The organism is Halomonas sp. G15, from assembly GCF_021282295.1.
GTDB classification, from domain to species: Bacteria; Pseudomonadota; Gammaproteobacteria; order Pseudomonadales; family Halomonadaceae; genus Halomonas; species Halomonas alimentaria.
In genome coordinates, this window is the sequence record NZ_JAJSPA010000017.1 from 51,161 (window position 1) to 71,812 (window position 20,652).

The window sequence follows — 20,652 nt, forward strand, 5'->3', positions numbered from 1 at the left end:
CGTTGCCTTCGTCCTGGAAGGCCAGAACCAAGATGGAGAAAGAGATGCCCGGCTTGCTTACCGATGTCGACCCCGATGGCCTGCTGGAATACTCGGTGGTCTATACCGACCGCTCGCTGAACCACATGTCGGCGCGCTTCCAGGAGGTGATGCGCGAGGTCTCCTCGCACCTCAAGGAAGTCTACAACGCCCATAGTGCGGTCATCGTCCCCGGCAGCGGCACCTTCGGCATGGAGGCCGTCGCCCGCCAGTTCACCAAGGGCCGCCGCGCCCTGATACTGCGCAACGGCTGGTTCAGCTACCGCTGGAGCCAGATCCTCGAGATGGGCCACATCCCGGCAGACATCAACGTACGCAAGGCGCGTCGCCTCGACGAGGATGACACTACCTCGCCGTTTGCCCCCGCGCCGCTGCAGGACGTGATCGACACCATTCGCGACACCCAGCCCGACATCGTCTTCGCCCCCCACGTGGAAACCTCCTCGGGCATGATGCTGCCCGACGACTACATCCGTCAGGTGGCCGACGCCATCCACGAGGAGGGCGGCCTGTTCGTGCTCGACTGCATCGCCTCCGGCACCATGTGGGTGGACATGCAGGACCTCGGCGTCGATGTGGTGATCAGCGCGCCGCAGAAGGGCTGGAGCGCGTCGCCCTGCTGCGCCATGGTGATGCTCTCCCGCCTGGCCCGCGAGACCATCGAGGAGACCACCAGCACCAGCTTCGCCTGTGACCTGAAGAAGTGGCTCTCGATCATGGAAGCCTACGAGAATGGCGGCCATGCCTATCACGCCACCCTGCCCACCGATGGCCTGGTGACGCTGCGCGACGTCATGCTCGAGATCGAGCAGTACGGCCTCGACAAGGTCCGTGACGAGCAGCAGGCGCTGGGCAGTGGCGTGCGTGAACTGCTCGCCGACTTCGGCTACAAGAGCGTGGCCGCCCCCGGCTACGAATCCCCCGGCGTGGTGGTCTGCTATACCGACGACCCCGGCATCGTCGGCCGCTTCGCCGAGGCGGGGCTGCAGGTCGCCGGCGGCGTACCGCTGATGTGCGACGAAGGGGAAGGTTTCCAGACCTTCCGCATCGGGCTGTTCGGCCTCGAGAAGCTGCACCATCACCAGCGCACCATCGACACCCTGCGCCAGGCACTGGAGAAAGTCTCGGAGCCGGTCTCGACTCCGCCCGACGAGGCGTGAGGGGATCCGCAGGCGATCACGACATGCAGGATACGAAGAGGGCGGCCCCTGGGCCGCCCTCTTCACGTTGTCACGCTTCGCTTGCTGTCACTCGTTGATGCGACGATCAAGCTGCCCCGAAACCACGCGGTACGTAGCCCAGGTTGTTCTTGACCTCCTTGACACCCCCCGTGTTCTCGGCCGCGACCTGCACCGCCATGCGCTCCTTGTCGCTCTCCACCAGCCCCCAGAGCTCCACCTTGCCCTGGCTGACGATGACGTTGATACGATCGACCATCACGCCGGTGTTGTCGTCGATCTCCTTGAGGATCGCCTCGCGGATCTCGCGATCATCGGCACTGGCCGTGGTCTCGGGACCAGCCACGGCGAAGCCCTGAAGCAGGTTGGCGCGGCTGACGATGCCCACCAGCTTGCCATCCTTCACCACCGGCACACGCTTGATGTGGTGCTTCTCCAGCAGGCGCGAGATCTTCGCCAACGGCACCGTCTCGTCGATGGTGAGAGGGTCGGGGGTCATGATCTCGTGGGCACGGCGCCCGTGTGACTTGACGTACTCGCCGGGATCGTTGACGGCGAACAGCCGCAGCCACCAGGACTTGTTGCGCTTGTCGTCCTCGACGCGGCGGATCAGGTCGCCCTCGCTGACGATGCCCAGCACCTTGTCGGCCTCGTCCACCACCGGCACGGCACTGATGCCATGTTCGAGCAGCAGGCTGGCGATCTCGCGCACTTCACTGTCTCGGCCTACGGTGATGACATTACGGGTCATGATATCGGCGGCTTGCATCGATGTTCTCCAGCGGGTTCAGGGGCTTGTACAAGCAACATAGCAATGCCCTGAACGCTTCGCCTTGATCCAGGCCAAAAACTGTCAACGCAGGATCGGGGGCTCCGGTCGAAGCCTGCCGGCCAGACTGGTATATTTGCCCGCTTCGCTTGGCACCGTCTGCTGCAACAATCCACGACAATCGGGCAGGACTCCCATGACACTCCTCATGAGCCTCGTCGGGATGGTGACGCTGATAATCATCGCCCTGATCTTCTCCTACGACCGCCGGTCGATCCGCCTGCGCACGGTAGGCGGCGCCTTCGCCATCCAGGTCGGCATCGGCGCCTTCGTGCTCTACGTGCCCTTCGGCCAGACCGTGCTCAAGGCCATCTCCGACGCCGTCAGCCAGGTGGTGCTCTATGCCAACGACGGCATCGGCTTCGTCTTCGGCGGACTGGCCGAGGTCGACAATATCGGCTTCGTCTTCGCCATCAAGGTGCTGCCGGTGATCATCTTCTTCTCCTCGCTGATTGCCGTGCTCTACCACCTGGGGATCATGCAGTGGGTGATCCGCATCCTGGGGGGCGCCCTGCAGAAGGCGCTGGGCACCTCGCGTACCGAGTCACTCTCCGCCACCGCCAATATCTTCGTCGGCCAGACCGAGGCGCCACTGGTGGTGCGCCCCTTCATCGCCCGCATGACTCCCTCGCAGCTGTTCGCGGTGATGTGCGGGGGGCTGGCTTCGGTGGCCGGTTCGGTGCTCGCCGGCTACGCCGCCATGGGTGTGCCCATGGAGTACCTGGTGGCCGCCTCCTTCATGGCCGCCCCGGGCGGGCTGCTGTTCGCCAAGCTGATCATGCCCGAGACCCGCGAACCCGAGGACAGCGTCTCGAAGATCGAGGAGGAGCACGAGGAGGACGTCGACAAGCCCAGCAACGTGATCGACGCCGCCGCAGCCGGGGCCTCCTCAGGGTTGATGCTGGCCGCCAACATCGGCGCCATGATGCTCGCCTTCATCGGCCTGATCGCCCTGATCAACGGCATGCTGGGGGGCATCGGCGGCTGGGTCGGCCTCGAGCAGCTCAGCCTGGAGTGGATCCTCGGCTGGCTGTTCGCGCCGCTCGCCTTCCTGCTCGGCATCCCCTGGGAAGAGGCCACCCTGGCCGGCTCCTTCATCGGCCAGAAGATCGTGGTCAATGAGTTCGTGGCATTCATCAACCTCGGCCCCTACCTGAGCGGCGAGGAAGTGGTGGCTGCCACCGGCCAGGTGATGACTCCTCACACCATGGCGATCCTGTCGTTTGCCTTGTGCGGCTTCGCCAATCTCTCGTCCATCGCCGTCCTGCTCGGCGGCCTGGGCAGCATCGCCCCCAGCCGCCGCCACGAGATCGCCCGCTACGGCCTCAAGGCGGTACTGGCCGGCACCCTCTCAAACCTGATGTCGGCCTCCATCGCTGGCTTCTTCATGGCGTTGGCGGCGGCCGGCTGATACCGGCGTCCGCCCCGCCTTCGCGCCCCGCCCCCGTGGCGCCACCAGACACCCTGACACCCCGCGACCAATGGATGCTTCCATGACCGATGACCTCCAGCGCACCGCCCGCCAGGCGCTGCCCCTGATGGACCTCACCAGCCTCAACGACGACGACACCGACCGCGGCATCGAATCGCTGTGCCGTCGTGCTCGCACCCCCGCCGGTACCCCCGCCGCAGTGTGTGTCTACCCGGCCTTCGTCACCACCGCCCAACGCACCCTCAAGGCGCTGGATCTCGCCGGCAAGGTGCGGGTGGCCACGGTGACCAACTTCCCCCATGGCGGTGACGACATCATGGCCGTCGCCCGCGAGAGCCGCGAGGCGGTGGCCGCCGGCGCCGACGAGGTGGACGTGGTCTTCCCCTGGCGCACCCTGTTGGCCGGCGACGAGGAGACCGGTCGCGAACTGGTCGCCTGCTGCCACCAGGCCTGCGGCGATGCCACCCTCAAGGTGATCCTCGAGACCGGCGAGCTCAAGGACCCGGCGCTGATCCGCCGCGCCGCCGAGCTCGCCATCGAGGGCGGCGCTGACTTCCTCAAGACCTCCACCGGCAAGGTGGCCGTCAATGCCACCCTGGAGGCTACCGAGATCCTGCTCGAGGCGATCAAGGCCAGCGGCCGCGACGTCGGCATCAAGGTCGCCGGTGGCGTGCGCACCACCGAGGATGCCCAGGCCTACCTGGCACTGGCCGAGCGGGTGATGGGCGCCAGCTGGATCACCCCCGGGCACTTCCGCTTCGGTGCTTCCGACTTGTTCGATGACCTGCTGGTCGCCCTGGGCATGGCAGTGGCACCGGCCGGAGGCAAGGCGTGAGCGCAGCCGATGCGACCCTGATCGAGACCCTGATGGCGGTGCGCGGCAACGCCTACGCCCCCTACTCCCGCCACCCGGTGGGCGCGGTGGTCATCGGCGAGAGCGGTACCCGCTATGCCGGCGCCAATGTCGAGGTGGCCCACTACAAGGGCATCTGCGCCGAGGCCTCGGCCATTTCCGCCATGGTCAGTGCCGGCGAGCGACGCCTGGGCGAGGTGTGGGTGATCGGGCCCGGTGCGCACCTCTGCACTCCCTGCGGCGATTGCCGCCAGCGCATCCGCGAGTTCGCCGACGAGCACACCCGCATCCGCGTGGTGAATGCCGACGGCGAGTTGCTGAAGGAGTACAGCATGGCCGAGTTGCTCCCCGACGCCTTCGGGCCGGAGAACCTCGGCCAAGCCCTGTAAGCGGCTGCCCCTTCCGGAGGCTCACCCGCCCGGCTCGTCCTCATGGCCTGGACCCTCGGCGTGGACCCGCTCCACGTCGACGATCCGCGAGCGGCTCATCACCACCTTCCAGCGCTGCAGGGTGGGTGGGCCATCGCCCTGGGTCTCGCGGATCACCAGATTGAGGAGGTGGCGCTTCTCCACCTCCTCGCGCACCACCTGATCGCCCTCCTCCAGCCGGTAGACCCGGCGGCTGCCCTTGTCCATCAGTCGAGCGATCGGCGACAGGTCCAGGGCCAGTATCTCGCGGGTGTGGTCATAGCCGCTGAGGAAGCGCGTCGGCGACATCCGCGAACGTGAGCGGTAGTGCAGCACGATCTCCTCACGCTGGGCCACGCTGCGCTTGCGCACGCGCTTGATCTCCTCGTCGAGCCTGGGGTAGCGCTTGTAGTCGAACCACTCCAGCTGGCGGCCCACTACCTGATTGCGGGTCGGGTCCAGATACTGGCGGCGCCACTTGGGTCGGCCACGGCGCAGGAGTCGCCACAGGGTGTTGCGCAGGTCGTCCTTGAAGACCTCGCGCAGCGCATAGATGCCGGCCATGGCCAGCACGAACAGCGCGGTGATATCGGCCAGGGTGTCGCGCACTCGAAGCAGACCCAGCGAGACGAACACCATCACCACCGCGGTGGCCAGCGCCTTCACTGCCTTCTGCTCGGCGTTACCCAGCTCCTGGGTCTTCTGCTTGAGGGTCACCGGGTATTCGATCAGCCTACGCAGCAGGCGCATCTTGTTGGACATCCGCGTGGGGTCACGCGTCACCCGCTCGGAGTTGTACTCGCGCTCGCGGCGGTAGTCGTCCTCGGCGCGGCAGATCGCCACCAGGCGGGCGCGCACCGGCCGGAAACGCGCCCCCCGCGGCAGGCCGGCGAGCAGTGCCAGCAGACGCTGCTCCGTGAACCAGGAGAGGTAGTTGTCGATGGTGGCGAAATAGCGGTGCAGGCTCTCCTCGCTGGGCTCATGACGGCGCAGGCGGCGCAGGATGCTCACCGCCAGGTCGACATGCTCGGCCAGGCGCTGCTCGAGGCTGGGGGGCTGCTCGCCCTCCTCTTCCTTCACCGGCTGGCGGCGCCCCTCCGACGACCGCCCGTTGGTGGCTGTGTCTGCCTTTTCTCCCTTTTCTGCCTTCTCGGCTTTCTCTGCCTTCAGCGCACGACGGGCATCATCGATCAACGGCCCGGCGGCGCTCTCCATGGCCACCACGTACTGATAGGCGTAGAGGCTCAGGCTGAGACGGTAGTGCTCGGCATCCAGCCTCCCACGCTCGGCCAGGCGGCTGAGCACCAGCGGTAGCCGGTAGCGATCGCTGAAGTAGGTGCGCTTGACCTGGATCGCCGCGTGGTAGAAGTCCTCTTCGGCGATCACCTGGCCGGTCAGCCCCAGCTCGCCGGGCACGAACAGGTAGATATCGAGCCGGTGCGAGGTCTCCTCCTGCAGCACGCGGGAGACCTTGAGGTGCAGGCTGTCCTGGCGTTCGACGTGGATCACGCATGGGCCTCGCTGCCGGGTTCACGATACCTGCGCATCTACTGCCCCGGGTCCGGCGAGCCGCCGCTGCTGCTGGTCTGGTGATGCGGGTCGGCAACCCCGGCACGCCCCGGGGCGCGACCGGCGGCATCGCGCTCGCTGGCCCGCTCGTCACCATGCTCGCTGGAGCCATCCAGGCGGCCACCGCCACGCCCCTCCATGCTGACGCTGAGCCGCGGCACGCCGAGGTCGACGCCCTGGGCCTCCATGCGCTGCTTGAGCAGCAGGTTGAAGGCCCGCGCCACGTCCCACTGCATCTCCGGTGCGGTGCGGAAGCGCATGCGCAGGATCGGGCAACCATCCTCGAAGGCATGGATCCCCTGCATCTCCAGCGGTGACCAGATGTAGTGGCGCATCATGGGGTCCTGGCGCAGCGCCTGGGCGGTCTCCTGCATCAGGGTGATGGCATCGTCGATCTTCATTTCGTAGGGAATGCGGATCTTCATCAGCGCGATGCCGAACTGCCGCGACATGTTGTGGATCGAGTCGATGCGGCTGAAGGTGATGATATGCACGATCCCGTCGAGGTCGCGCAGGCGCACGGTGCGCAGGGTCAGCCCCTCCACCGTGCCCATGTGACCGTTGATCTCGACGAAGTCGTCCACCGCCAGGGAGTCCTCGATCAGGATGAAGATGCCGGTGATCAGGTCCTGCACCAGGGTCTGGGCGCCGAAACCGAGTGCCAGGCCGATGACACCGGCACCGGCCAGCAGCGGGGTGACGTTCACCCCCAGGTTGGCCAGCCCGACGATGCCGGCGATGATCACGATAGCGGTGAAGATGACGTTGCGGATCATCGGCGTGATGGTCTGGGCACGGGCCTGGTTGACCCGCCGCCCGCGGGAGCGGGCCGAGCTGGTCAACGCCCGCTGGATGGCGGTGTCGGCGAAGATCCACGCCAGCCAGGCCAGCAGCAGGGTCAGGGCAATGGCCAGCAGTGCCTGGCCGATACGCGCACTGGCCACGCCCTGGCTGCCGATGCCCAGCAGAGACCCGCTCCACACCTGCAACGACAGCTCGGCGAAGGCCAGCCAGGTGGCGACGTGGGCCAGTACATAGCCGAAACGCTCGAGGCGAACGCGGTACTGGCTGACGCGCCGCCGGCGCTGCCGACGCTTGCGGCGTTCACCATGGCGACGCACCAGGCCGGTGACCACCAGGGCCAGGATCAGCAGGGCCGCGGAGATGATCGAGCGCGCCAGGGCGGTGCCCACATCACCACCGGTGACGAAGATCGCCACCAGCGAGCCCCCCACCAGCAGCAGCGCCGGCACGTGCCACAGGCTGCCCAGTACCTGGACGATGCTGGCACTGGCGCCGGTCTCGCGGCGCTCGCGCCAGGGGCGGTTGCGGATGATGTGCTCGATGGGGCGCTTGAAGCTGAGGATGAAGCGCACACTGAGCAGCGCCGCCAGCATGTTGGCCAGCACCGAGAGCAGCCCGGCGAGTTCGGCGCCGAGCAGACCGGTGAGACGCCCGGAATTGAAGGCATCGCCCAGCGCCACCAGGGCGCCGATCACGAACAGGGGTCGCAGGCCGTAGTGCTGCACCAGTTGCACCGCCACGAAGCGGTGGCCGCGGGTAAACTCCGAGACGAAGGTCTCCACCACCACCGACAGGGTGCGACCACACAGCGCGATATAGGCCACCACCAGCGCCAGCACGCGGCCGCTGCTGGGCGGCACCAGCTGGGCGATCCCCAGGACCAGCGCGAAGGCCAGTGCCCAGGGCAGCATGCGGCGCAGGAAGTGCACGGTAAGCAGCCAGGCCCGCGGCTCGCGGGGCAGGTCCAGGGGCCAACCGCGCCGCCTCGCCAGCAGGCGGCCCAGGGCGATCAGGATCACCAGCAGACCGCCCCAGATCACCAGCAGCACCGCCGCCTCCACCGCGAAGCGGATCAGGTCGGCATTGCCGGTCTCGGCCACCAGGGCACTCAGATCACGCCAGCCCTGCTGCAGCTGGGCCTGCCAGCGCGCCAGCGGCGAATCCTGCCCCTCGGCCTGCTGGCCCAGGTCACTGATGGTCTCTGCCAGGGCGCCAAGCAGCCCCTCGCGCGGGGTGATGCCGCTCTCCTCGGTGGCCTCGCCGTGCACTTTCTGCAGGTCCTGCAGGCTCTCCAGCAGCTGGCCGCGCCGCTCGGAGTCCTCGAGAGTCGCGATGATTCGCTCCAGTGACTCCTGGAAGGCCTGGGGGTCATGCTGCTGTTGATCTTCCGCGGAGGTCACCAGGCCCGGCAGATTGACCGCCTGGGCCTGAACCGCCGCCGCGGGCAGCAGCCAGACGGCCAGCCCCAGCAGCAGTCCGTAGAAAAGCATCCAGGCAGTGGTACAGGAACCGAGGCGGCGGTGGGGCAACATCACATCTCCCTGTTGTTGACGGATCGAGGCGTTGGCAGATTCAGGCAATGGGAATCGAGGCGTCGTGAGGAAAGGCCGATATGATACGCTCTCAGACGCTCCCATGTGACGCACAGGATGCCGCCATGACGCCGCTACCGCCACCCGAACCGCATACCCCCGACGGCGAGACCCGCCGCGTAGGGGTCGAGATCGAGTTTGCCGGCCTTCCTCCCCAGGATACCGCTGCGATGGTGTGCGAGCTGTTCGGCGGCGAGGTGAATGTGATCAGCCCTCATCGCCTCAAGGTGGAAGAGACTCGCTGGGGCACCTTCACCATCGAGCTCGATACCCAGTATGCCCATCCCGATACGGAAGTGCTGGAGGCAATGCCCAGCGGCGACAGCGAGCGGGAGCGCCATCGCCACCAGATGCGCATCGACTTCCATAACCGCACCCGCGAGCTGATCGGCGATGTGGTCACGGGGCTCGTGCCCACCGAGATCGTCTGTCCGCCGATCCCCTGGGACGAGCTCGGCGAGCTGGATAGGCTGTTCGAGGCCCTGCGCGAGCATGGCGCCAAAGGGACGGATGCCAGCCTGCTCTACGGCTTCGGGCTGCACCTCAACCCCGAGGTACCCAGCCTCGAGGTGGAGAGCCTGCTCGATCATCTGCGTTCCTATCTGCTTACCGCCGAGTGGCTGCGCGAGCAGATCGACGTGGACATCACCCGCGAGGTGCTGCCCCATGCCAATCCCTTCCCCAAGGCCTACGCCCTCAAGGTGCTGGCCGCCGACTACTCGCCGGACCTCGACACCCTGATCGGCGACTACCTGGCCGACAACCCGACCCGCAACCGCGAGCTCGACATGACCCCGCTGTTCGCCCATCTGCGACCGGATTACCCCCACGAGCTGTTCCGCAACAAGCTGGTCAAGGCCCGTCCCACCTTCCACTACCGGCTACCCGACGCGCGCCTCGCGCAGCCGGGCTGGGGCTCGGCGGTGGAGTGGAATCGCTGGCTGGAGGTGGAGAAGCTGGCCGCCGACACGGATACGCTCCGCCAGCGTGCCGCCGGCTATGTCGCCAAGCACACCCGTTCGCCGCTCACCCGCCTTTGGTTGCGTCTGCGCGGCTGGGTGAAGGCCACATGAGCGAGCGCCCGCTGATCGGCATCACCACCTCGGATCGCAAGAGCCATATCGCCTGGCTGTTCGACTGGTTTGCCGTATGGCGCCACGGTGGCCGGCCACGGCGGCTGTCGCCCTCACGCCCCTGGCCGGAGCGCCTCGATGGCCTGATCATCGGCGGCGGCGACGACATCCAGGCGCACCTATACGATGCCGAGGTGCAGATCGACGTGCGCGTCGACCCCCAGCGCGACGAGCTGGAGCTGGAGCTGCTCGAGACCTTCATCCCCCAGGGCATCCCGGTGCTCGGCATCTGTCGTGGTGCCCAGCTGATCAACGTCTACCTCGGCGGCACCCTGGACCCGGATATCTACACCAGCCATGAGGGACTCAAGCGGCGGCGCACGGTACTGCCGCGCAAGACCGTGGATATCGTCGGTGACAGCCAGTTGCATCGCATCCTGCGGGTCAGCTGGTGTCGCATCAACAGCCTCCACCACCAGGCCGTCAGACAGGCCGGACGCGGCATCCAGATCGTCGCCCGCGACCGCGACGGCCTGGTACAGGGCATCGAGTCCCGCGACCACGACTTCCTGATCGGCGTGCAGTGGCACCCCGAGTGGCTGGTCTTCAACCGCCCGCAGCAGCGCCTGATTCGCGCCCTGGTCAGTGCCGCACGGGCCTCCTGGCGCCCGACGTGACTCTGCCTGCCCTGCCCCAGAAAACATCGGGGCCACCCGCAGGTGGCCCCGATGCATCATGCGCTGGGCTGGATCAGCGGCTCTGACTTCACCCCTCCAGCGTCGCCTCCAGGGTGATCTCGGCCTTGAGCAGCTTGGAGATCGGGCAGTTCTCCTTGGCGCCATTCGCCGCCTCCTCGAAGGCCGCCTGATCGGCGCCCGGCACCCGACCGACGGTGGTCAGGTGCACCGCGGTGACGGACAGGGAGTCCGGATCCAGGGTCACCTTGGCCTTGGTATCCAGGCTGTCGGCGGTGTAGCCCGCCTCACCGAGCACCAGCGACAGGGCCATGGTGAAGCAGCCGGCATGGGCCGCGCCGATCATCTCCTCCGGATTGGTGCCCTCGGCACCCTCGAAGCGCCGGCGAAAGTCATACGGCGTATCCTTCAACACCCCGCTGCGCGTAGAGAGCGTACCGCCTCCTTCCTTCAGGCTGCCCTTCCACTGTGCGCTGGCAAAGTTCTCGATCGACATATCGGCTCCTTGTGTTGTGCGATGGGATATCTCACCTACACACCATAGATCATGGGGCTCGAATTCCCATGACTCAAGGGCTGATTGCAACGCCGACGACCAGCACCCAGAATGCATGGAAGAATTTTCCAAGAATATAAAAGGAACCACGCCATGCTGTCCTCCACCGGCGTCACCCTGCCCGCTACCGCCCATGAACCTGCCATCGAGCTGCCGGCCATCGGCCAGGGCACCTGGTACATGGGTGAGGGGCTTGCCCCGCGCAGCGACGAGATACGCGCCCTGCAGCACGGCCTGGCCATGGGCCTGACCCTGATCGATACCGCCGAGATGTATGCCGATGGCGGCGCCGAGGAGGTGGTGGGTGAGGCACTGGCCGGGCGACGCGACGAGGCCTTCCTGGTCTCCAAGGTCTACCCCTGGAACGCGGGCCGGGATTCGGCCATCGCCGCCTGCGAGGCGAGCCTGAAGCGCCTGCGCACCGACCACCTCGATCTCTACCTGCTGCACTGGCCGGGCAGCATCCCGCTGGATGAGACCCTGGAGGCCTTCGAGCGCCTGCGCGAGGCCGGCAAGATCCGCCGCTTCGGGGTTTCCAACTTCGACATCGACGAGATGCGCGCGCTGCACGCCCTGCCCGGCGGCGAGGCCTGCGCGGTGAACCAGGTGCTCTACCACCTGGGCTCCCGAGGCATCGAGCACTCACTGCTGCCGTGGCAACGCGAACATGGCATGCCGACCATGGCCTACTGCCCGCTGGCCCAGGCCGGCGGCCTGCGCGAGGACCTGCTCGGCCACCCCGAGGTGCTGGGCATCGCCGCACGCCACGGCATCACCCCGGCCCAGGTGCTGCTGGCCTGGGCGATCCGCCCTCACGATGGCCGCCGGGACGTCATCGCCATCCCCAAGGCGGCTCGGGTCGACCATGTGGAGCAGAATGCCGCCGCCCTGCACGTCAGGCTCGATGACGACGCCCTGGCCCGGCTGGACGCCGCCCTTCCGGCCCCGGACCGCAAGGTGCCACTGGATATCGTCTAGCCCGACCAAGCGCTCAGGAGGTGCCGCGCAACCGGGCCAGCGCCTGTGCCAGAGCCTCATGGCCCACCTCGCGCAGCGCCGCGATATTACGCTCGGGAATCGCCTCGGGGTCCGGGTAGTGCGAGAGCGCCTGCTCCAGCCCCGCCTCGCGCAGCAGATGCAGCATTGGGAAGGGCGAGCGGTTGGTGAAGTTGGCGGGATCCTCCGGCTCGGCATCCGCGAAGCGATACTCCGGATGGAAGCTCGCCAGCTGGTAGGTGCCTTCATATCCCTGGTCGGCCAGCAGCGCCTCGGCCACCTCCAGGAAGTCCAGGTAGTCGTCGAAAGCCTCGAGGCCCGGGGTAAGCACCAGCAGGGTGGTCTCGATTGCGGGTGTCTCGTCGAGGCGTTCGCACTCGGCCACCAGGGTCAGCAGGGCCTGCTCCCAGTCACCGGCGTCCAGGATGACGTAGCGGATCGTGTCGCGGGCCACCTCGCGGCCGGCGAAGGGGCAGACGTTGCGGGCGACCACGAAGGTCTCCACCCACTGGCGGGTAGCGGCGAGGGGATCAACGGCTTGGGTCATGGTCGGCTCGGCAGGAGGGTGGGCCGGCAGTATAGCGCAGTGGCGGCTCCCCTCCCCTGCCCCGCCGACCGTCGACTAACGCACACCCCCGCGCCGAGAGGCCAGACGATCCGCCAGCCGCGTGGGCTCCGGCAGCTTGGTGCGCCCCAGGCACGCGACCACCCACGCCAGCGCCGTCGAAAGCGCGACCCGGTGACCGGTGGAGACGAAGAGCGGTTTCACCCCGACCCGCGAGCGCAGCACCGCGCCGATCACCTCGTCATCGGGGCCGTCGACCAGCGGCGTCCAGTCGCCCCGCGCCGGGCCCGGTTCGCCATGGCGCCCGCACAGCCGCGACTTGGCCACGCCGATGGTGGGCAGGTCGAGCCACAGCCCCAGGTGGCTGGCCACCCCGAGCCGGCGCGGGTGGGCGATGCCCTGGCCATCCACCATCACCAGCTCGGGGCGCACGCTCAACAGATCGAAGGCCGCCAGCGCCGCCGGCACCTCGCGAAATGACAGCAGTCCCGGGATATAGGGCATCCGCGTGGGCTCGCGCTGCACCACCTGCTCCACCACCTCGAACCGCCCGTCCTCGCCGGGCGGCCAGGCCAGCACTACCACCGCCGCCCGGGTGATATCCCCGCCGTCCTCGAAGCCGATATCCACCCCGGCGATATGACACACTTCCCCCAGGCGATCCTCACGCTCGACGCGGCCGGAGAGGCGCCGCTGCAGGGCGATGGCGTCGCGAGGCGCAAGATTCCATTCATGGAGGGGAGAGAGAGGCATGGTGGCTCCTGAACAGCCGCTATCGAGTGGCGTAGACTATCGCCTTCCGGATACCGGCAGGAAGGGAGACCACATGAAGCTGATCCACACCGCCGACTGGCACCTGGGCCAGAGCTTCCACGGCCAGGAGCGCCACGCCGAACACCGCGCCTTCCTGACCTGGCTGCTCGACACCCTGGTGGAACGCGAGGCAGACGCCCTGCTGGTGGCCGGCGACATCTTCGACGTGGTCAACCCTTCCCTGCGCGCCCAGGAACTGCTCTACGACTTCATCGTCTCCGCCCATGAGCGGCTGCCGCATCTGGATCTCGTGCTGATCGCCGGCAACCACGACAGCGGCAATCGCATCGAGCTGCCCGCCCCGCTGATGCGCCGCCTGCGTACCCACGCCCTGGGCCGAGTGAGCTGGCTGGACGACGGCCGCCTCGATGCCGAGCGCCTGCTGGTGCCGCTCACCGACGCGACAGGCGAGACCCGCGCCTGGTGCCTGGCACTGCCCTTCCTGCGCCCAGCCGAGGTCACCGGCGCAAGAGTGGCCAGCGACGACGACGCCTCAAGCGACGCCTCCCCCAAGGACGACGGCCCCAACGACTATGTAGCGGGCATCACCCGCGTGCATCGTCAGCTGATCGAGGCCGCTCGCGACCGGCGCCTGCCCGGCCAGGCGCTGGTGGCCATGAGCCATGCCCACCTGCATGGCGCCGCGGTCTCCGAGGCCAGCGAGCGCCCCATCGTGATCGGTGGCGAGGAGTCGATCTCCGCCGCTCTCTTTCCGGCCGAGATCGCCTACGTGGCCCTGGGCCACCTGCACCGCGCCCAGCAGGTCGGCGAGGCGCGCATCCGCTACAGCGGCAGCCCCCTGCCGCTGGACTTCAGCGAGGTCGCCTATCCCCACCAGGTGGTGGAGGTGACCCTGGATGGCGAAGCACTTCTCGAGGCCACGGCGATCCCCGTGCCGCGCCCGGTGGCCATGCATCGCATCGGCCCCGGCCCGCTCGAGGCGGTGCTGGCCGAGGTCGCGACGCTGGAAGATGACCCGGGACTGTCCAGGGAGCAATGGCCCTGGCTGGAGGTACGCGTGGAGCTGGACGCCCCGATTCCCGACCTGCGTGCCCGGGTGGATGCCGCGCTGGCGGGCAAGGCACTGCGCCTGCTGCGCCTGGAGCGTCGCCTGCCCCGCGTCGAAGGCAATAACGGCCCGGCGCGGGTCGACCTGGAGACCCTGGGCCCACGCAAGCTCTTCGAGCGCACCTGGGAGGGCCGCTGGGGCGAGCCACCGGACGCCGAGATCCTGGCCGACTTCGATCGCCTGCGCCAGGAGATACAGGACGCCGACCACGGGGAGGAGCCGGCATGAAGATCCTCGCCCTGCGCCTGGAGAACCTGGCCTCCCTGCCCGGTCCGCTGGAGCTCGACTTCACCGCGCCACCGCTGGCCGATGCCGGCCTGTTCGCCATCACCGGGCCCACCGGTGCCGGCAAGAGCACCCTGCTCGACGCCCTGTGCCTGGCACTCTACGGCAGCACCCCGCGGCTGCGGCAGGCACCGAGCCGCGACAGCCAGATCGATGACACCGCGGACTCCACCCTGACCACCGGCGATGCACGCACCCTGCTGCGCCGCGGCACCGCCGGGGGCCACGCCGAGGTGGATTTCCTGGGCCGCGACGGGCGTCGCTACCGCGCCCGCTGGGCGGTGCGCCGGGCCCGCCACAAGCCCGGCGGTCGGCTGCAGGCGGTGGAGCAGTCGCTGACCGACCTCGACGACGATCGCCTGCTGACCGCCCAGAAGCGCGAATTCGACCGCCTGCTACCGGAGCGCCTGGGGCTCACCTTCGAACAGTTCACCCGCGCCGTGCTGCTCGCCCAGAGCGAATTCGCCGCCTTCCTGCAGGCCGACGACAACGCTCGCAGCGACCTGCTCGAGCGCCTCACCGGCACCCGCGAATACTCCGAGATCTCCATGGCCGCCTACCGCCGCGCCAGCCAGGCGAAGAAGGCCGTGGAGGCCCTGGAGACACGGCTCGCCGACGACCTGCCCGCCGCGCCCGAGGTCCGCGCCGAACTGGAGCGCACCGCCGAGGCCAGCCGCAGGGCCCTCGACGAGCTGCAGAAGCAGGCGGAATCGCTCAAGGCCGAGCGGCGCTGGCACGACGACGATGACCGCCTGCACGAGGCCTGGCGTGACGGCCTTGCCCAGCGTCAGGCCGCCGAGGAGGAGTGGCAGGCACTCGCCGGGCAGCGCGCCGACCGCGACTGGCACCGGCTGATCGCCCCGCAGCGCCACGCCCTCGGCCGCCAGGCCGAGCTGCCCGACGAGATCGCCGCCCTGCAGGCGACCCACGCCGGCACCCTGAAGGCGCAGCAGGAGGCCGACACCGAGCAGCAGGCCGCCGGCCAGGCCCTCAAACAGGCAGAGCGGGCGCTTGAGGCGGCCGGCGAGGCCCGCCGACGGGCCGAACCCGAACTGCGCCAGGCCCGCGAACAGGCCCAGCGCCTGGCCACCCTGGAGCAGCGACTCGGCGAATTGGAGACATCTCTGGACCGGCAGCGGCGTCAGTCCGATGAACTGTCCGGTCAACACCGCCAGGCCCAGGCCGCACAGCAGGACCGCCAGCGCCAGCGCGACGACTGGCAGGCGGCGCTGCACAGGCTGCTGGGCGGCCACACCGATCTCGACAGCGCCCGCCAGGCCGCTCAGCAGGCTCATGACCAGGCTGCCCGGCGTCACCTCGCCCTGGAGGAGCTGGCCAGTCGCTGGCAGGAGTTCGGCCGTGCCACCCAGGCCCACACGCGGCTGACAGGCCAGCTCGACGAGCAGCGCTCACGCCGGGACAGGCTGCTGGCCGAGGGTCAGACCGCCCGTGAACGCCTCGACCGCAGCCAGGCCCATTTCGAGAGCGTCAGCGCACTGATCGAGCATAGCCGCGCCGTACGCAGCGAGAGCGTGGTGCGCCTGCGCGAGGCCCTGAAGCAGGATGAGCCCTGCCCGGTATGCGGTGGACTCGACCACCCCTGGCGGCAGCGGCCACCGGCCACACCCGAGGCGGCCCAGCTGGCCGCCCAGGAGCAGGAGGAAGCGCGCCAGCTCGACGAGGCCCGGAACGCCCGCGATATCGCCCAGAAGCGACGCGACGAACTGGTGGGTGACTATCGCGGCGTGGAGCGCTCTCTCAAGCAGCTGGCTGCCGATCTCGAAGCCGCCGAGCAGCGCCTGGACAGCGCCCGACAGGCGCTGGCGGGGCATCCGCTGCACGGGGAGCTCACCGCCGTCGACGAGGCGCAGCGCGACGCCTGGCTGCAGGCCCAGCGCGAGCAGAGCGAGGCGCAGCGCCACCGGCAGCGCCAGGCACTGCACGAGCTGAACCGGGCCGAGGCGGAGCTGGCCCCGCTGGAGAAGGCGCTCCAGGAAGGGCGTCTCGCGCTGACCCGCCTGGAGACCGAGAAGACCGGCGCCGACCGGCAGCTGGCCGAACTCGAGGGGCAGCTGCCACCCCTGCGCCAGCAGCGCGACGAGCTCGCCCGCGCCCTCGCCGAGCGACTCGGCGACCACGCCTCACCCGACGCCTGGCAGCAGCAGCTCGAGGCGCACCAGGAGAGCACCCGCCAGACACTCGACAACGCCCTGGCTCACCTCCACGACGTCCAGCGAGAGAGCCAGCGTCTCACCCAGCTGGCGGAGCATGAGGCCAGACAGCTGGAGCAGCGCCGCCAGGAGGAGCAGCACCTGACGCAGCAGCTCGACGAGTGGCGCCGCGCCCACCCGGGGCTGGATGATGACACTCTGGCGCGGCTGCTGAGCCAATCCGAGGACGAGGCCAGGGAGGCGGAACGGCGGATCGAGGCAAGCGACCAGCAACGCCAGCGTGCCACCGCCACCCTGGCCGAGCGGCGCGACGCCCTGCTGCGCCACCGCAGGGGCCAGGCGCTGACCGAGGGCGAGGATGATCAGGCGCTGCTGGATGAGGCGGTCGCCAGGACACTGCAGCAGCGCCGCACGGCCCTCGACGAGGCCTGGGCCGAACTGGGCCCCAGGCTGGAGGCGGCCCAGCGGGCCCGGGATGAATCGGCCTTCGCGTTGAGTGACGACCAGCGCAGGCTCGAGCGCCAGAAGGCCGCCCAGGACGAACTGGAGGCCGCCCGCTGCGAATACCGCCGCTGGGGACGCATCAGCGAGCTGATCGGGTCCGCCGACGGCAAGGTCTTCCGGCGTATCGCCCAGGCCTACAATCTGGAGCAGCTGCTCGAGCACGCCAATACCCACCTGGCCGGGCTCAGCCGCCGCTACCGACTGATCCGCGGCGGCAGCGACCTCGGCCTGCTGGTGGTGGATCAGGACATGGCCGACGAGCGCCGCTCGGTTCACTCCCTGTCCGGCGGCGAGACCTTCCTGGTCTCGCTGGCCCTCGCGCTGGGGCTCGCCTCCATGGCCTCGGGGGAGCTCACCATCGAGTCACTGTTCATCGACGAGGGCTTCGGCAGCCTCGACCCGCAGTCGCTGGCCCTGGCCATGGATGCCCTGGACGGCCTGCAGGCGCTGGGCCGCCGCGTCGGCGTGATCTCCCACGTCCAGGAGATGCACGAGCGCATCCCGGTGCAGATCCAGGTGGAACCGCAGGGTAACGGCACCAGCCGGGCAAGCATTGTCAGCGCCTGAGGGGGGCGCCGCCGTCGTCGTGAGCGCCCTGCCGGGACGCCCAGGCAAAGCCGAGCAGGCCGAAGATCGGTCCGGGGACCAGCAGCCAGGCGGCATTCAGCCCGACCCGCTCGAACAGCGCCGTGGTGGCGGCGATCGAGACGACGGTAATCGCAAAGCCGATGGAGTTCTGGATCGCCAGGGCGGCCCCCACCAGCTCGCGCGGGCAGGCCTTGGCCGCCAGCGCCGAGAACTGTGGCGAGTCGGCGATCACGGTGGCCCCCCACACCAGCAGCAGCAGGCCCAGCGCGGGAGCCGGCAACCCCTCCCAGAACAGCGCGAAGAGCAGGGCACAGAGGCCCGAACCGGCCAGGGCACCCAGGGCCACCCTGGCGCTGCCCAGACGGCGCGACAGCAGGCCGCCGACAAGGCAACCCAAAGCGCCCACGGCGATGATGCCGAACGCCATGCCGGAGACCCCGAGCACGCCATACTCAGCGGCCAGCACCGAGTGCGACACCAGCAGCGGCACCACCGTCCAGAAGGCGTAGAGCTCCCACATGTGGCCGAAGTAGCCCAGGGCGGCCGCGCGAAAGCGCGGCAGCTTGAAGGCATCCAGGACCGTGGCGCGACGCCCCGCCCCGCTGGCCGATGCCTGGCGCTGGCGGGCATCCGGCAGGTGCGGCCCATCCCCCAGCCACAGGATCAGCAGGGCTCCCAGCAGCGCCAGCCCCGAGGAGGCGAGGATGACGGCCTGCCAGGGGAGCTCGGCCCCCACCTCCCGCAGTCCATGAGGCAGCGCCGTGCCCAGCGTCAGCATGGCAACCAGCTGCGCCAGCGCCTGGCCGGTTCGCTCCGGCGCCCAGCTGACGATCAGCTTCATGCCCACCGGATAGATGCCCGCCAGTGACAGGCCCACCAGGAAGCGGAACAGCATGGCGCTTGCCAGCCCCTCCGAGAGCCAGACGAAGCCGGCGTTGAACAGCGCCCCGGCGATGGCACTGCACACGAAGATACGACTGGCACGATAGCGATCCGCCAGGCCGCCCAGCGCCATGATCAGGGTGCCGAGGATGAAACCGCTCTGCACCGCGCTGGTCAGCCAGCCGATATCGGCGGCGCTGGCCTGCCAGGCGCGCATCAGGTCATCCGTCGCACTGTTGGCGCTGAACCACAGCGAGGTGCCGAGCAGTTGGGCAAGGGCGATGGTGGCCACCGGCCATGCCGGGCTGCCGGTGCTCATCGCACCGTTCGTGGACGCCATGGCGCTCCTCCGGTTGTTCCCTGCGCCAAGCCGGGCGCCGGGGCGCTGGACGGCGTCGCCGTCACCAGGGCAGCGCCTCGCCGTTGCTGTGCCAGAAGCCGCCGCTGTTCTCCAGGGTCAGCTCCTCGATGCGCTGGGCAATGCCCGCGGCGGCCTCCTCGGCGCTGATCATGCCGCCGAAGTTGACCATGCGCTTCTTTACATACCCGGGGTGGATCTGGGCCACGGCGATGCCGCGCGGCTTGAGGTCCATGGCCAGCGACTTGCCGAAGGCATTGAGCGCCGCCTTGGAGGCGCGATAGCCATAGCGGCCGCCGGAGTCGTTGTCGGCGATGGAGCCCATGCGGCTGGTGATATTGGCGATCCTGGCGCCCTCGCCCAGGTTCCCCAGCAGCGCCTCGCTCACCCGCAGCGGCGCATAGGCGTTGATCTCCATCTGGCTGCAGATGGAGTCGAAGTCGATCTCGCCCAGTGATTCATCCCTGAGCATCCCGGCATTGTTGATCAGCAGGTCCAGGCGGCGACCCGCCAGCTCCCCCTTGAGGCGTTCGACATCCTCGGTGCGGGTCACGTCGATGCCCTCGATCAGCGTCTCGGCGACGTCGCGCAGCTCGGCGGCCTCCTCACCGCCACTGCGGCAGACGCCGATCACCGCCCAGCCGGCGGCGTGATAGTGGCGAGCCAGGGCCAGGCCGACGCCGCGGTTGGCGCCGGTGATCAGTACGGTGGCAGTCATGTGAACACTCCCACGCATCATGCGACGCATTGATGCGGGGCTTCAGGCTCTCGCCGCCAGAGTGTTGAGAGCGTGACCGGTGTTCTCGGTTTGCCAGGGGAGCTTCTGCCCGCTGACAACTGCCCGTCCTTGCGGCGGGTCAGCTTGTGTTTCCAAGCCCAATAGCGGGCACCGATGTTGTAGCTGGCGTTGAGGTCGGCGTTGTACTGCTTGCCGTTCGGAAAGGTAGCCAGTTCGTGCTGTGCCTTGTCCCGCTTGACGCGACCCGAGCCATCGAAAGCCCAGGAAGACGTGCCCCGGGAATAGACGTAGACAACCCGACCACCCGCCTCGGCCATTTTCTGCTCGATCAGCGTGGCCAGCCAGCGATGCAGCCACTGATGGAAGCGCTGGCGAAGTCCCGACCGCTTCTTGCCAGCTTTGGGGCGCCAGCCCTTCAGGTCTTCCAGCACGATCTCATCGGCGCCCTGTGCCAGTGCGAAGTCGACCAGTCGACGGGAGGTCTGCTGGGCGATGTCCTCGTTGATGTGCTGGGCCTTGCGATACCATGTCCGCCCGAACCCTTTCGAGAGCCTGGCGGTCTTGCGCGCCTTGCGGCGAATCAGCGTGGCGCGCTTGTCGCGACGGTCTATGTCCGCGGCGGGGTGGAAGAATCCACGCGCTGCGACAGTGCCGT

18 protein-coding genes are annotated in these 20,652 nt (G+C 68.6%); 9 read left to right on the forward strand and 9 right to left on the reverse strand.

The genetic code is table 11. The features are described from left to right. The first annotated feature begins 44 nt into the window (after window positions 1-44). Window positions 45-1,199: an aminotransferase class V-fold PLP-dependent enzyme gene (locus tag LWH48_RS09980; protein ID WP_232912437.1), complete on the forward strand. Its 1,155-nt coding sequence runs from the start codon at window positions 45-47 to the stop codon at window positions 1,197-1,199. Window positions 1,200-1,305: 106 nt separating this feature from the next. Here LWH48_RS09980 and LWH48_RS09985 read toward each other — a convergent pair whose 3' ends face one another. Further along, window positions 1,306-1,986 carry a CBS domain-containing protein gene (locus tag LWH48_RS09985; RefSeq protein ID WP_232912438.1) on the reverse strand — a complete coding sequence of 227 codons (681 nt, stop codon included), beginning with the start codon at window positions 1,984-1,986 and terminating at the stop codon, window positions 1,306-1,308. A gap of 196 nt (window positions 1,987-2,182) precedes the next feature. Between LWH48_RS09985 and LWH48_RS09990 the strand changes: the two genes are divergently transcribed. The 3 genes from LWH48_RS09990 to cdd all read left to right on the forward strand — a co-directional run bounded on the left by LWH48_RS09990 (window position 2,183) and on the right by cdd (window position 4,720). Further along, the gene (locus LWH48_RS09990) at window positions 2,183-3,457 is read left to right on the forward strand and encodes a NupC/NupG family nucleoside CNT transporter (protein WP_232912439.1); all 1,275 of its coding nucleotides are present in this window, start codon (window positions 2,183-2,185) and stop codon (window positions 3,455-3,457) included. Window positions 3,458-3,527: 70 nt separating this feature from the next. Continuing rightward, window positions 3,528-4,313 (forward strand): deoxyribose-phosphate aldolase, encoded by a 786-nt coding sequence (gene deoC / locus LWH48_RS09995; RefSeq protein WP_442908309.1) that lies wholly within the window; start codon window positions 3,528-3,530, stop codon window positions 4,311-4,313. Next, window positions 4,310-4,720 (forward strand): cytidine deaminase, encoded by a 411-nt coding sequence (gene cdd, locus LWH48_RS10000; protein ID WP_232912441.1) that lies wholly within the window; start codon window positions 4,310-4,312, stop codon window positions 4,718-4,720. Before deoC ends, cdd begins: the two co-directional genes overlap by 4 nt. 21 nt (window positions 4,721-4,741) lie before the next feature. Here the strand turns inward: cdd and LWH48_RS10005 are convergent, their stop codons facing one another. Then, a complete protein-coding gene (locus tag LWH48_RS10005; protein WP_232912442.1) occupies window positions 4,742-6,247 on the reverse strand; it encodes a hypothetical protein in 1,506 nt (501 codons plus the stop codon). A 38-nt stretch (window positions 6,248-6,285) separates the two neighbouring features. After that, on the reverse strand, window positions 6,286-8,643 hold the full coding sequence (locus LWH48_RS10010) for a mechanosensitive ion channel domain-containing protein (RefSeq protein ID WP_442908310.1): 2,358 nt from the start codon (window positions 8,641-8,643) through the stop codon (window positions 6,286-6,288). A gap of 125 nt (window positions 8,644-8,768) precedes the next feature. Between LWH48_RS10010 and LWH48_RS10015 the strand changes: the two genes are divergently transcribed. Then, window positions 8,769-9,776, forward strand: a complete 1,008-nt coding sequence (locus LWH48_RS10015) for an amidoligase family protein (RefSeq protein WP_232912443.1) — start codon at window positions 8,769-8,771, stop codon at window positions 9,774-9,776. Continuing rightward, the gene (locus LWH48_RS10020; RefSeq protein ID WP_232912444.1) at window positions 9,773-10,453 is read left to right on the forward strand and encodes a gamma-glutamyl-gamma-aminobutyrate hydrolase family protein; all 681 of its coding nucleotides are present in this window, start codon (window positions 9,773-9,775) and stop codon (window positions 10,451-10,453) included. The genes LWH48_RS10015 and LWH48_RS10020 overlap by 4 nt, the downstream gene beginning before the upstream one ends. 88 nt (window positions 10,454-10,541) lie before the next feature. On the opposite strand, the gene LWH48_RS10025 is transcribed toward LWH48_RS10020, so the two are convergent. After that, window positions 10,542-10,967 (reverse strand): OsmC family protein, encoded by a 426-nt coding sequence (locus tag LWH48_RS10025; RefSeq protein ID WP_232912445.1) that lies wholly within the window; start codon window positions 10,965-10,967, stop codon window positions 10,542-10,544. A 153-nt stretch (window positions 10,968-11,120) separates the two neighbouring features. On the opposite strand from LWH48_RS10025, the gene LWH48_RS10030 reads away from it, so the two are divergent. Further along, window positions 11,121-12,005 carry an aldo/keto reductase gene (locus tag LWH48_RS10030; protein ID WP_232912446.1) on the forward strand — a complete coding sequence of 295 codons (885 nt, stop codon included), beginning with the start codon at window positions 11,121-11,123 and terminating at the stop codon, window positions 12,003-12,005. Between the two features lie 13 nt (window positions 12,006-12,018). Here the strand turns inward: LWH48_RS10030 and LWH48_RS10035 are convergent, their stop codons facing one another. Together LWH48_RS10035 and nfi are read right to left on the reverse strand one after the other, a co-directional pair. After that, window positions 12,019-12,570: a DUF1415 domain-containing protein gene (locus LWH48_RS10035; RefSeq protein WP_232912447.1), complete on the reverse strand. Its 552-nt coding sequence runs from the start codon at window positions 12,568-12,570 to the stop codon at window positions 12,019-12,021. A gap of 75 nt (window positions 12,571-12,645) precedes the next feature. After that, window positions 12,646-13,341, reverse strand: coding sequence for a deoxyribonuclease V (gene nfi / locus LWH48_RS10040; RefSeq protein ID WP_232912448.1), 696 nt, complete (start codon window positions 13,339-13,341; stop codon window positions 12,646-12,648). A gap of 73 nt (window positions 13,342-13,414) precedes the next feature. Between nfi and LWH48_RS10045 the strand changes: the two genes are divergently transcribed. After that, window positions 13,415-14,698 (forward strand): exonuclease SbcCD subunit D, encoded by a 1,284-nt coding sequence (locus tag LWH48_RS10045; RefSeq protein WP_232912449.1) that lies wholly within the window; start codon window positions 13,415-13,417, stop codon window positions 14,696-14,698. Then, the gene (locus LWH48_RS10050; protein WP_232912450.1) at window positions 14,695-17,997 is read left to right on the forward strand and encodes an AAA family ATPase; all 3,303 of its coding nucleotides are present in this window, start codon (window positions 14,695-14,697) and stop codon (window positions 17,995-17,997) included. The genes LWH48_RS10045 and LWH48_RS10050 overlap by 4 nt, the downstream gene beginning before the upstream one ends. Here LWH48_RS10050 and LWH48_RS10055 read toward each other — a convergent pair. From LWH48_RS10055 to LWH48_RS10065, 3 genes are all read right to left on the reverse strand, one after another. Beyond that, a complete protein-coding gene (locus LWH48_RS10055; RefSeq protein WP_232912451.1) occupies window positions 17,987-19,240 on the reverse strand; it encodes an MFS transporter in 1,254 nt (417 codons plus the stop codon). The genes LWH48_RS10050 and LWH48_RS10055 overlap by 11 nt on opposite strands. A 61-nt stretch (window positions 19,241-19,301) precedes the next feature. After that, window positions 19,302-19,976, reverse strand: a complete 675-nt coding sequence (locus tag LWH48_RS10060) for an SDR family oxidoreductase (RefSeq protein WP_232912452.1) — start codon at window positions 19,974-19,976, stop codon at window positions 19,302-19,304. A 17-nt stretch (window positions 19,977-19,993) separates the two neighbouring features. After that, a partial coding sequence (locus LWH48_RS10065; protein ID WP_232912453.1) for an IS200/IS605 family accessory protein TnpB-related protein occupies window positions 19,994-20,652 on the reverse strand: 659 nt, incomplete at its 5' end.